The 12407-nt window shown below is 30.4% G+C and carries 12 protein-coding genes and 3 pseudogenes; 14 read left to right on the top strand and 1 reads right to left on the bottom strand.

Annotated elements, in window-relative coordinates; all coding sequences use genetic code 11:
* On the bottom strand, window positions 1-246 hold a 246-nt coding region (locus tag HZY82_RS06440), incomplete at its 3' end, for a helix-turn-helix domain-containing protein (RefSeq protein ID WP_179939069.1).
* Window positions 247-445: 199 nt separating this feature from the next.
* Here HZY82_RS06440 and HZY82_RS06710 point away from each other — a divergent pair.
* The 14 genes and pseudogenes from HZY82_RS06710 to HZY82_RS06375 all read left to right on the top strand — a co-directional run bounded on the left by HZY82_RS06710 (window position 446) and on the right by HZY82_RS06375 (window position 12388).
* Window positions 446-1617, top strand: a pseudogene (locus tag HZY82_RS06710) (HesA/MoeB/ThiF family protein).
* 4 nt (window positions 1618-1621) lie between these two features.
* The gene (locus HZY82_RS06430; protein ID WP_179939067.1) at window positions 1622-2800 is read left to right on the top strand and encodes an MFS transporter; all 1179 of its coding nucleotides are present in this window, start codon (window positions 1622-1624) and stop codon (window positions 2798-2800) included.
* 99 nt (window positions 2801-2899) lie between these two features.
* The gene (locus tag HZY82_RS06425; protein ID WP_179939065.1) at window positions 2900-3844 is read left to right on the top strand and encodes a hypothetical protein; all 945 of its coding nucleotides are present in this window, start codon (window positions 2900-2902) and stop codon (window positions 3842-3844) included.
* Between the two features lie 155 nt (window positions 3845-3999).
* Entirely contained in the window at window positions 4000-4377 is a 378-nt protein-coding gene (locus HZY82_RS06420) for an RNA polymerase sigma factor (RefSeq protein WP_179939063.1), read from the top strand.
* Window positions 4370-4546: an SHOCT domain-containing protein gene (locus HZY82_RS06415; RefSeq protein ID WP_179939061.1), complete on the top strand. Its 177-nt coding sequence runs from the start codon at window positions 4370-4372 to the stop codon at window positions 4544-4546. Before HZY82_RS06420 ends, HZY82_RS06415 begins: the two co-directional genes overlap by 8 nt.
* 45 nt (window positions 4547-4591) lie before the next feature.
* A pseudogene (locus HZY82_RS06585) lies at window positions 4592-5021 on the top strand (recombinase family protein); the annotation flags it as partial.
* A gap of 60 nt (window positions 5022-5081) precedes the next feature.
* Window positions 5082-5507, top strand: a complete 426-nt coding sequence (locus HZY82_RS06575; protein WP_218925264.1) for a recombinase family protein — start codon at window positions 5082-5084, stop codon at window positions 5505-5507.
* On the top strand, window positions 5500-7065 hold the full coding sequence (locus tag HZY82_RS06405; RefSeq protein ID WP_179939059.1) for a recombinase family protein: 1566 nt from the start codon (window positions 5500-5502) through the stop codon (window positions 7063-7065). The genes HZY82_RS06575 and HZY82_RS06405 overlap by 8 nt, the downstream gene beginning before the upstream one ends.
* Window positions 7066-7257: 192 nt before the next feature.
* Window positions 7258-7674 carry a hypothetical protein gene (locus HZY82_RS06400; RefSeq protein ID WP_179939057.1) on the top strand — a complete coding sequence of 139 codons (417 nt, stop codon included), beginning with the start codon at window positions 7258-7260 and terminating at the stop codon, window positions 7672-7674.
* A 153-nt stretch (window positions 7675-7827) separates the two neighbouring features.
* Window positions 7828-7965 (top strand): DUF1413 domain-containing protein, encoded by a 138-nt coding sequence (locus HZY82_RS06395; RefSeq protein ID WP_135156386.1) that lies wholly within the window; start codon window positions 7828-7830, stop codon window positions 7963-7965.
* 141 nt (window positions 7966-8106) lie between these two features.
* A complete protein-coding gene (locus tag HZY82_RS06390; protein ID WP_135156258.1) occupies window positions 8107-8475 on the top strand; it encodes an ArsR/SmtB family transcription factor in 369 nt (122 codons plus the stop codon).
* Between the two features lie 144 nt (window positions 8476-8619).
* Window positions 8620-10701, top strand: a pseudogene (locus tag HZY82_RS06385) (heavy metal translocating P-type ATPase).
* A 230-nt stretch (window positions 10702-10931) separates the two neighbouring features.
* On the top strand, window positions 10932-11117 hold the full coding sequence (locus HZY82_RS06380) for a hypothetical protein (RefSeq protein ID WP_179939055.1): 186 nt from the start codon (window positions 10932-10934) through the stop codon (window positions 11115-11117).
* 821 nt (window positions 11118-11938) lie between these two features.
* Complete coding sequence (locus HZY82_RS06375) at window positions 11939-12388, top strand: CopY/TcrY family copper transport repressor (protein WP_135156262.1); 450 nt, start codon at window positions 11939-11941, stop codon at window positions 12386-12388.
* Window positions 12389-12407 lie beyond the last annotated feature (19 nt).

Genomic DNA, 12407 nt, shown 5'->3' with positions numbered 1-12407 from the left:
AGAGTAAAGGTTGTGTAATTTAATAAAGTCAAGATCTTTACTTTCTTGGAAAAGAGAATAGATATGAGCAAATTCATATAAATCAATACCTAATTTTTTAAGTACTAAAAGTAAATTATTTGCAGAAATATCGGATAAACCACGTTCAACTTTAGAGAGAAAGGATACAGTTAAAATATCTTGACAAACATATTCAAGAGCTAAATTTTTTGATTTTCTGAAATATCGTAAAGTTTTCCCTAACATAATTTCTCCTTATTTTTTATACTATATGACAATTTTCATTATAATAATATTATAGTGATATATTATATTTAATACAAGTTATAACTTTTATTAAATATAACTACGGAGGAAAAGGCTATGTTGAAAGAGAAAAAAGTATACTCAGCAAGTATAGCAGGTATCTCATTAGAAGGATAATGAGATTTAGAATTAGTGGAGTATGGGGCTAGGAATGGTTCTATGTTCCATAATTTATAATAAAAGAGAGGAATTAAGCTATATGGACATAATGAATATAAAACCCAAAGTTAAAAAAGCATACCCTGTTGTTTATATGAATAATTCAGTATGTGTAGGGGGATTTGGAAAAATAACAGAATATGCTGATGAAACAGGTGTATTACAACTATTGTTTGAATCTATGAACGGAGAAAATACAATCGGTGAAATTGTATCAATAATACAAAAAGAATACGATGAAAAATTTAGTGAAGAAGAAATTATAGATTCAATTAATGAAATAAGCAAGGAAGGTTTTATAGAAGATATAAATTTTATAGGGTCTGAAATCTTATCCGAATATGAATTATCAAGATATCATAGAAATATAAATTTCTTTTCTTCGTATGCTTCACTATTTGAGAATAAATATAAATATCAAAAAAAATTATCTGATGCCAAAGTTGGGATAATTGGATTAGGTGGTTTGGGGTCACATATTGTATATGATTTAGCAGGTTTAGGTATAGGAACAATCAAAGCAATAGAGTTTGACACAGTAGATATTTCAAATTTAAATAGGCAGATACTTTATAATTTTGAGGATTTAGGCAAAAGTAAAGCAGAATTAGCTAAAAAAAGAATTTATAACTTTAACCCTAAAATAAATTTTGAAGTAGTAGAAAAAAGGTGGAAAAGTCCGAAGATATTATTGAATGTTTTGAAGGATTTGATTTAATAATATTAGTAGCAGATAGACCGAAGGTAAAACTTGCATTGTGGGTTAATGAAGCTATTGTTTCTTTAAACATTCCGCTATTTTGTGCTGGATTAGAAGCACAAAGGGCATTACAGTATACAATAATTCCAGGTGTATCAGGATGCATAGAGTGTTGGAGAAGTACTGTTAAAGAAGAACATCCTGTTTCTTATGAAATGTTAGAAAAAAGAAAAAGTTTAAATTTAACAGGAGATAATACAGCTATAGCACCATTGGTATCAGTTATTACTGGAATTGTTTGTGCAGAAATTGTTAAATACTTAACTGGAATAGGAGAATTAACTACTGTAGGTAATTTAAAATTGATAGATATGGATACGATGACAACGAAAATATCAGAAACTTGGAATAAATCAAGTGATTGTACTATATGTTCATCAATAAATAGGTGAGTTTATGAATAAGAATTATAGATTATTATGGTCAGCTTTTTTGGTGTCGGATATAGGAGATTGGTTACAGAGAATAACTCTGCCTATATTAGTTTTAAATATAACTGGGTCAGCCTTTCACGCAGCAAGTTTATATGGAGTATCATTTTTACCTTGGTTATTTTTCTCTTTACTTGGTGGTATTTTTGCCGATAGGTATAACAAGGTTAAAGTACTGGTCGCAGGAAATATTATAGCGACAATTTTATCGCTAGGATTGGTAGTATCTTTCTTACAAGATGATATAAATTTATTTTACATCTATGTACTAACTTTTTTACTAAGTTCAGTAGAGCCTATAAGTCACCCATCTTTCAATAGTTTAATTCCTAAGATTGTAAGTAAGGACTATTTTGCTAAGGCAAATTCTAATTTACAGTTGGTAGATAATACCTTGAATTTTCTTGCACCACTTTTAAATGGATTTTTATTGTTATGGATTAATCCAATCTTGCTTTTAGTTGTCAATACAGGTAGTTTTTTAGTATCAGCAATCTTACTTATGTTTATTAAAATTACAGATAGTGGTAAAAATTTAGGGCAGAATGTATGGCAGTCGCTTAGAGAAGGTCTAGTATATGTTAAGGGAAATAAAGTAGTTTTATCTGGTTCTATATTATTTTTAGGAACTAATCTAGGAATACATATGTTTCAAGGAATTTTTGTTTACTATATTACAAAAATTTTAAATTACTCTACATTTTCTTATGGAATAATACTATCATCAGCAGGGCTAGGAGCAATACTAGGAGCCTTGTATGCACCTAAGGTTCTGGATAAATTTAAGTCGGGAAATCTAATTGTTTTTAGTACTATGCTTGCTGGTTTAGTAACAATTTTGCTAGTTATGAATAGTAATTTGGTTTTTATTAGTTTGCTTATGGCTATTATGAATTTTTGCGGAAATATAAATGTGATTAGTTACGTTACTCTAAGACAAAAAGTTGTACCCAAGGAAATTTTAGGAAGAGTAGTGAGTGTAACTAGAATGATTTCCTATGCAACAATTCCACTAGGTGCTTATTTAGGTGGTGTCTTAGCTGATAAAGGAATAGGTATAGAGATAGTTATTCTACTTGCAGGACTTATAAGACTATCGGCAGGAGTGTTTGGATATATAAGTCCGTTAAGAAAAGGTAATTAAAAAACTACTTTAGAGTTAATTTCTCTAAAGTAGTTTTTTTTATGTAAGAATTACAAAAATGTGATATAGTAAATAAAAATAAGTAGGAGGCATATGAGAATGAAAGATACAAGAGATTTTAGGGCATCATATAAATTAAATAGAGGCATAGAAGTTTCACATAAACTATTCAGTCTTGATAATACTTCATTAATTTGTCCAAAATATTCAGAGGAAGATTTAAATAAAATTTTAAAAGAAGAATATTTAATTAAAGCAGGAGAGAAATTTGATGACATTATTAATAAGATAGTTGAATATGCTCAAGGTTCATCTAAATTCACTTTTAGTGATGTAAAACAATATTTAAATGAAATTATTAGTATAGATGAATTTGAAACAAAAATAGAGAATAATTATTCATTATTGAAAATAAATAAAGAGGTAAAGCTATATAGAGCAGTACGACTTCTAAATAATAAAGGAGAGACAAATAAAGATTTTAACCCAATTGAATGGAGAAAAATAAATCCTAAACCATCTTTACAGAGATTAAATACAAAAGAAGAGCAAATGTTTTATTTAGCGGGTCATCCCAGAATTGCAATGGAAGAGGTTGGGATAGAAGCAAAAGATGAAAAATTTATTGTATATGAATATAAAATTCTTGATGATTTTTTTGTGATCCCCTTACAGATTAATCCATTTTTAGAAAATAGATTTTCAAATGAATTAAAACAGTATGGTGAAATTATAACAAAGATACTTAATGTAATATTTTCTGTAAAAAACAATATAAATGATCAGGCCTATATTATTTCTAATTATATAAAAGATACTTATTATTCTTTAAATAGACGTGATAAGTACGAAGGTTGGTCTTACGTATCAGTAGCATTTAAGGAAGCTATAAATTATAAACACGAGTATTCTGAAAAAAATATAGGATGGGCATGTGTAGCTTTGCCTAAAGATACATATGAAAAATATATTGATTTAAAAAATGTTACTTGTATAGCATACAATTATACTGCATTAGAATTTAGTAAATTAAAAAAACTGTAGGAAATGAAATGGAAATAGTTAAGGGAAAATTAGTGTAATATTTTTAATGTATGTAAACCTACTTTAGAGGTAAAACTCTAAGGTAGGTTTATTTTTTTATAAAAATATTACTTAAACCATAAAATTTGTCCTTTATCTATTAGGAGGATAGATAAATGGATAAAAGAATAATATTAAGACTAAGAGAGAAAGGTTTAAGTTACAAAGAAATATCAGAAAAACTAGCCCTGTCAATAAACACGGTAAAATCATATTGTAGAAGAAACAAAGAAAATGTAGTAGAAGAAAATACAGAATGTTTAGAATGTCACAGTGAACTGAAACAAACAAAAGGAAAAAAGAAAAGGTTTTGTTCAGACAAATGCAGGAATAAATGGTGGAATAAAAATCTAAATCTAGTAGATAAAAAAACATATTATCAATTTGAATGTACATATTGCAGTAAAGAATTTGAAGCCTATGGAAACAAACATAGAAAATACTGTAGTCATGCTTGTTATATAAACCATAGATTTGGAGAAAAAGATGAGTAGAGAAGAATATAAAAAAGAAATAATCTACCAAATCACGATGAAACAAGCAGACTTACTACTAAAAAACAAGGTACTAGATAAAGAAGACTATCAAGAATTTAAAGATAAAATGCTGAAAAAATATGAACCGAAATTAAGCAAATATATGAGCGAAACACTTGATAAATAAATGCTTTAGAGTGATATATAGTAATACAATAAAGGAGGATACAATATGAAAAAAATAAGATGCATACTGCAAATTCAAACAATAAAAAATGAAAAAATAAAAGTTGCAGCTTATGCAAGAGTATCTCACAATCAATTACTACAATCACTATCAAATCAGGTGAGCTACTACAACAAACTAATTCAAAACAATCCAGATTGGGAATATGCAGGAGTATATGTAGATCAAGCAATAAGCGGTAGAACAACAAAAAGACCAGAGTATCAAAGGTTAATAAAAGATGCAATAGAAGGTAAGATAAACATAATACTCACAAAATCAATATCAAGATTTGGGAGAGATACAGAAGAAACATTAAAAACAATAAGAAACCTAAAAGAAAAATATAAGTATAAGATTTGAAAAAGAAAACATCGATACACTAACTGCAGATGGAGAACTCTTAATAACCCTGCTTTCAGCCTTAGCCCAAGAAGAATCAAAATCAATAAGCGAAAACCTAAAGTGGAAAGTAAAAAAGAAATTTGAACAAGGATTGCCACACAATCCCCAACCACTACTAGGCTATAGATGGGATTATGAAACAAAAGAATACAAGATAAAAGAAGATGAGGCAGATATCGTAAGAGAAATATACAAGCATTATTTAGAAGGAAAAACAATAAAACAGATAATAGAAATACTAGACAAACAAGAGAGAAAAACAAGAAAAGGAAATAAATTCACAAAATCAGTAATACATAGAGTACTAGGACAAGAAGCTTATACAGGGAAACTAATACTACAAAAAACATACAGATCACCAGGAAAAGGAAGGACAATAGAAAATAAAGGAGAAAAAGCAAAATACATAGTAGAAAATGCACACGAAGCAATAATCACAAAAGAACAATACGAAAAAGTACAAGAAGAAAAAAATAAAAGAAACCTACATAACAAGAAAGGAGTAAAAAATGACTAGAAAAGTTATCACAATAGAACCAGCAAAAATAATAAGTCAGAAAAACATAATACCAAGCCTAACAAAAAGAAGAGTCGCAGGATATGCAAGGGTATCTACAGATAACGAAGATCAGGCGAGTTCTTACGAAACACAAATGAACTATTACAAAAACTACATAGAAAGTAGAAGTGATTGGGAATATGTGAAGATGTATTCAGACGAAGGGATAAGTGGAACAAACACAAAGAAAAGATTAGGATTTCAAGAAATGTTAGAAGATGCCTTAAAAGGAAAGATAGATCTAATCATCACAAAATCAGTAAGTAGATTCGCAAGAAACACAGTCGACTCCTTAACAACAGTAAGAAAGCTAAAAGAAGTAGGAGTAGAGATCTACTTTGAAAAAGAAAACATCTGGACACTTGACTCAAAAGGAGAACTACTAATAACAATAATGAGTTCCTTAGCCCAAGAAGAATCTAGGTCAATATCAGAAAACGTAACCTGGTCAAAAAGAAAACTAGCTGCAGAAGGGCAAGTACAATTCAATTACACACTGACACTAGGATTTAAACAAAAGCAAGACGGTGGATTTGAAATAGATGAAGAAGAAGCAAAAATAGTAAGATACATATTTGGAGAATACCTAAAAGGAGAGAATCCAAACAGCATAGCAAAGAAACTAACCGAAAAACAAATACCCACACCAGCAGGTAAGAAAATATGGAGTTACACAACAATAAAAAGAATACTGAGTAATGAGAAGTACAAAGGAGATGCACTACTTCAAAAATCATACACAGTTGATTTTCTAACAAAAACAAGAAAAGAAAATAAAGGGCAACTCCCACAATACTATGTAGAAAATAGCCATGAAGCAATAATAGATAAAACAACATTTGACTTAGTACAAGAAGAACTTAAAAGCAGGGCTAGAAGAATAAAGATAAGCTACGGAGGGAAAATAATATGTGGGGATTGTGGACATAGCTTTGGAAGACACACTTGGCACTCAACAAGTAAATATAAAAGACATATTTACAGATGTAGTTATAAATACAAGGGAAAAGAAAACTGCACAACACCGCATACAACACAAGAAGAAATAGAGGCTTGGATAGTAAAAGCAACAAACAAGTTAATTACAAACAAAAAAGAAATAATAGAAAACCTAAAAGTTCTAACAAACATAATAGAACAAAAACAAACGAAAACAACAGAAGAAATAGAAGAACTAGAACAAAAATTAGAAAATATAGAAATGAAGGTAGAAGAATTGGTAAGGCAAAATAGTAGAAAAATACAGGACCAAGAAGCCTACCAAGAGAAGTACAATAGGTTAGTAAACAAATATAGAAAACTAGAAGAAACTCACATAGAAAAACAAAACCAAAGAATAAAGCAAGAAGAACAGAAACTGCAGATAAAAATATTTATAGAAAAACTAAAAAAACAAAGTGAACTATTAGAAGAGTTCGATGAACAACTCTTTAACACCTTAGTAGAAAAGTTAGTAATAAAACAAGACAAAGAAATAGAAGTACAATTTAAAAGCGGACAAGTCGTATCAATTTAGATGCGACTTTTTTATTTAGTATGATATAATTAAATTGAGAAAGAAGGCGTAAAAAATGAAATTTGAAATAATCGAAATCAACGATACAGCAAGGCTTGAATCATATATATTAAACTCAGAAATTTCATATACATGATAAAAAAGACGAGTGGATGATAGATACTGATAATATATTTATAGTCGGTTTCTCTGTTGGTGGACATAGCAGCCACACTAGGAACAAGGTGGAATGACGATAGCTTACACAGTTTACTACCATTCAAAATAGAAAGAAGTTTATTAAAACCAAAAGGACTGATTTTATCATATCCACAACTAGATAGTGACAATGGAAACTACCTAAAAGAACAAGCAGGAGATAGTGAATTAATAAAACGTCAAATAGATGATATAAACACCTGCCTATATGGAACTACAGATCCAACAGAAGAACTGATAAAAAATAGAGATATAATAGGAAGAGTAGATAAAAACACTCCGCCTACATTTATATGGATGACACTGACAGATGTAGATGATACCCTAGTAAGGAAGATTATCCTGAATGTTAGTGTTTATGATGACCATTTTGTAATATGCTTTAAATCTGGAATTGAAATGGGAGTATGATTTAATACTAATATAAACCGTCAATTAAGAGTTAAGTTCTCTTGATTGGCGGTTTTTGCATTAACTTTTACATGATTTATACATGTTATATTATCAAAAATGCTGTTTATAAGATTATTGATAAGGAGTTGACCACATGAGTGATGTAATAAGCTGTTAGATGAAGCTATTAAAGAAACCGAAAACTTGTACGAAGGTGAAGTCTTTATTTTTAAGGATTTGTTTAAAGGATATGTATGGAACAGGATACCGAGAAAGGAAGGTACTAATGTCTTAGTAGATGTATTTTAGATATATTAAATAATATAAAAAGACCTGAATAAACGCTCATATAACTATTGACACAAGAGAAAAACAATAATATAATAAATATAAATTATATGAATGATTGTTCAAGTATTCAGATGAAATAATTTAAAAAGAGGTGATAATATAACTAAAAAATTTAATTCAATTGAAAGATGTGACTGCAATGTAATTCATGAGGATATTGTAAATCAAGTTAGAGATAAAAGGCCTCAAGAAGAAAGCCTTTATGATCTAGCAGAATTCTTTAAAGTATTTGGAGATTCAACACGAATCAGGATATTATGGGCTTTACATGAAGCTGAAATGTGTGTTTGTGATATCGCTGTATTACTTAACATGACACAATCAGCAATTTCCCATCAGCTGAGAGTCTTAAAACAAGCTAATTTAGTGAAAAACAGAAAAAAAGGCAAAGTAGTATATTATTCATTAGTTGATGATCATGTAAGAGAAATATTTGACAAAGGTCTAATTCATATCAACGAGAAGTAGTAATGCGGTAGAATAGAATATTTTTTGAAGATATTTGGGCATATATTTAAGTCTTCATTTCAAATGAGCAAGCTTCAAGAAAATTTGAAAAAGACTTTTATTATTCAAAATAAAATTACAAATAAAATTTAGGAGGACTTAATAATGAAAAAGAAATTTATACTTGAAGGTTTAGATTGTGCAAATTGTGCGGCAAAAATGGAAAAGGCTATTAATGAGCTTGATGGAGTGAAAGAAGCTACTGTTAACTTTATGACCACAAAACTCGTTATTGATGGTGAGGATGAAAAAATGCCAACAATAATAGAAGAGTCTGAAAAAATAGTTAAAAAAATCGAACCCGATACAACTATGAAAAAGGCTTAAAGGAGGCTATTTAGTATGACTAAACGACTATGGCGAATAATAATTGGTATAGCCGTGTTAGCTACAGCAGTATTGCTTAATTTAAATAACGAATGGTTACAGATTGCTCTCTTTATAATAAGTTACATTATTGTAGGTGGAGATGTTGTAAATAGAGCTGTAAAAAATATTTTTAAAGGTCAAGTTTTTGATGAAAACTTTTTAATGAGTATTGCAACAATTGGTGCATTTTTTATTGGTGAGTATCCTGAAGGTGTTGCAGTTATGCTGTTTTATCAAGTTGGAGAACTTTTTCAAAGCTATGCAGTTGGCAAGTCGAGGAAGTCAATTGCAAGCCTTATGGATATTCGACCAGATTATGCAAATGTTAAAAAAGGTGATGAACTTGTCAAAGTTGACCCAGATGAAGTACAAATTGGAGATATTATTGTAATTAAAGCAGGAGAAAAAATTCCTCTTGATGGCAAGGTAATTGAGGGAAGTTCAATGATTGATACATCAGCACTAACAGGCGAATCTGTTCCTCGCGAAGTAGCAGTTGGAAGTGATGTCCTAAGTGGGTGCATCAACATTAATGGGGTTATTAAAGCAGAAGTTACCAAGGAATTTGGAGAATCTACTGTAAGTAAAATTCTTGATTTAGTTGAAAATGCAAGTAGTAAAAAATCCAATTCTGAACAATTTATTACGAAGTTTGCGAGATATTATACACCAGTTGTGGTTATAATTGCAGTTTTTCTAGCTATTATACCGCCTCTTGTTATAGACGGGGCGACTTTTAGTGATTGGATATATAGAGCACTGACATTCCTAGTGGTATCCTGTCCGTGTGCTTTAGTTATTTCAATTCCTTTGAGTTTCTTCGGTGGAATAGGTGGAGCCTCAAAAAAAGGTATTTTAGTCAAGGGTAGTAACTATTTAGAGGCGTTAGCAGAAACTGAAATTGTTGTTTTTGATAAAACTGGAACACTAACGAAAGGTGTATTTAATGTACAGGAAATCCATCCAGAAGGAGTTTCCAAAGAAGAGCTACTAGAATTAACTGCATATGTGGAAAGCTATTCCAACCATCCGATTTCACTTTCACTGAAACGTGCATATAGTAAAGAAATAGACAATGGACGTATTTCAGATGTAGAAGAGATATCAGGTCATGGTGTTATTGCAACGGTGGATGGCAAAAAGGTAATGGCAGGTAATGTCAAACTTATGAAAATGATGGATATCCCTTATTTCAAGGGAGAGCTGATCGGTACTGTTGTACATGTTGCTGTTAATAACAAATATATAGGTTACATTGTAATTGCCGATGAGGTAAAAGAAGATTCAGCACAAGCAATCAAGGAACTTAAGGCAGCTAATATTAAACAAACAGTTATGTTGACAGGTGATAATAAAAGTGTTGGTTCAAAAGTTGCTAAAGAGCTTGGTCTTGATAAGGTTTATGCAGAACTGTTGCCAGCAGACAAAGTTGAGAAACTAGAAGAATTATTTTCGCAAAAATCTAAAAAAGGTAAACTTACTTTTGTTGGTGACGGAATCAATGATGCACCTGTATTAGCTCGTGCAGACATTGGAATAGCAATGGGTGGTGTAGGTTCTGATGCGGCCATTGAAGCTGCTGATATTGTAATTATGACTGATGAGCCATCGAAAATTGCTACTGCAATGAAGATTTCTAAAAAGACACTTAAAATTGCACATCAAAACATAGTATTTGCAATTGGAATAAAAATAATTGTTCTTATTTTGAGTGCTATTGGAATAACTACTATGTGGGCAGCTATATTTGCAGATGTAGGTGTAACTATCATTGCAGTATTAAATGCTTCTAGAGCTTTGAATGTAAAGAATCTATAAACTTTTTTCCTATTCACCCCTTGAATGATACCGATAATTGAGGATACAAACAAGGGGTATTTTTTAATTTAAAAACTATAAATGAAAATTGGTTGGGATTCACCTTGAATTAAATCGTATTAAAGATACTGATAAAAGATAGAGATATAATAGGAAGAGTAGATAAAAACACTCCGCCTACATTTATATGGATGACACTGACAGATAAAATAGTAAATCCAATATCAACAATGGAATATATAAAAGCACTTCATCAAGCAGGGATTAGTGGAGAATTACATTTATTTGAAACGGGGCAACATGGATTAGCAAGAGCAGATAATTTCGCATCCAAATCAGAAATTGAAATAAATAAAGATGTAGCACAATGGGTCTCATTAGCAACTACATGGATTAAAAAACAAATCACAAAATAATAAAAAACGCATAATAACAAGGTTTGTAGAGTGTCGTTAAAAGATGCACACCCCCTAGGAAAAAACTGGTAAAATGCACACCCCTAGGGTCAAAATGCACACCCCTAAAATTCAAAGGAGAAATTTGTATGATTAAACTAATAGCAACAGATGTTGATATTAATTTATTGATACAATATAACGAAAAAAATAGCGTTCGTATAAGGGGGTTGGACGGTTTTGTTTCATAGAAAGAGTAGAAAAAGTAACAGATAACAATTTTGATAGTACTTGTAATTTTGAAGAATTATTGAAATCGTTAATTAGTTTATTATTGTTAAAACGTATGTAATCGTTAAATGATATGTTTTCTTGTACTTGCCATATGGGGTGTGTGGTACTATTGACTAGAATTTAATAGAGATAAGTGATTTTCTAATGACCGTCAAAGACACAGCTGAACAGTTGGTTTTCATGTACCGCTATCTTCATAACTATTCTTGGTAGCGTGTCGGAGAAGTTCTATTTGCTGATGCAAGAACGGTAAGGAGATGAAATAAAAAGGCACTTGAAACGATAATAGTTCCAGAAAATCCGATTCGAATTATAAATAGTTCTTGAGAATTTCAGTTGTTTGATAAAAAGGATAGATAATGCTTGTACGTCATTCTATAAACTTATATGTTCCATGACATAAGTATGTACATAAATAAAAATTAACATTAATTACAATAATATCGTTGCTTACATTTATAAAAAGGACTTGACATATTTCGTTTACAATGGTAAACTCATTTTAGTTACAGTTGCTTACACTTGTAGATAACTAGGGAGAAAGGAGCGTGAGCACAATAGAACTTAATATTTATATCACAGATGCTGAATGGGAGGTCATGCGTGTAGTTTGGGCAAATGATCGAGTAACTAGTAAAAAAGTCATTTCTGTATTGCAAGAAAAAATGGACTGGACACAATCCACTATCAAAACGCTCTTAGGTCGATTAGTTGAAAAAGGCGTACTAAATACAGAGAAAGATGGTAGTAAGTTTATTTACACTGCCAATATTGTAGAGAAAGAAGCCGTAAGGGATTATGCAGAAGATATTTTTAACCGTATTTGCAAAAAGAAAGTAGGAAATGTGATAGGAAGCATCATTGAAGATCATGTCTTAAGCTTCGATGATATAGATCGACTAGAGAAAATATTAGAGATAAAAAAATCTTTCGCAGTAGAAGAAGTGCCTTGCAATTGTCCAGAAGGACAATGCGAGTGTCATTTACATCATCATTAACATTAGGAGGAATTTAAAA

It is taken from the genome of Gemella sp. GL1 (assembly GCF_013415365.1).
In the GTDB taxonomy this organism is placed as follows: Bacteria; Bacillota; Bacilli; order Staphylococcales; family Gemellaceae; genus Gemelliphila.
This window is presented reverse-complemented; position numbering and strand designations above follow the sequence as displayed.

What these genes read in the sequence shown, in the direction of transcription:
- HZY82_RS06430 (WP_179939067.1), top strand. Translation starts at nt 1,622, where the DNA reads ATGAATAAGAATTATAGATTATTATGGTCAGCTTTTTTGGTGTCGGAT.
- HZY82_RS06425 (WP_179939065.1), top strand. Translation starts at nt 2,900, where the DNA reads ATGAAAGATACAAGAGATTTTAGGGCATCATATAAATTAAATAGAGGC.
- HZY82_RS06420 (WP_179939063.1), top strand. Translation starts at nt 4,000, where the DNA reads ATGGATAAAAGAATAATATTAAGACTAAGAGAGAAAGGTTTAAGTTAC.
- HZY82_RS06415 (WP_179939061.1), top strand. Translation starts at nt 4,370, where the DNA reads ATGAGTAGAGAAGAATATAAAAAAGAAATAATCTACCAAATCACGATG.
- HZY82_RS06405 (WP_179939059.1), top strand. Translation starts at nt 5,500, where the DNA reads ATGACTAGAAAAGTTATCACAATAGAACCAGCAAAAATAATAAGTCAG.
- HZY82_RS06380 (WP_179939055.1), top strand. Translation starts at nt 10,932, where the DNA reads ATGGAATATATAAAAGCACTTCATCAAGCAGGGATTAGTGGAGAATTA.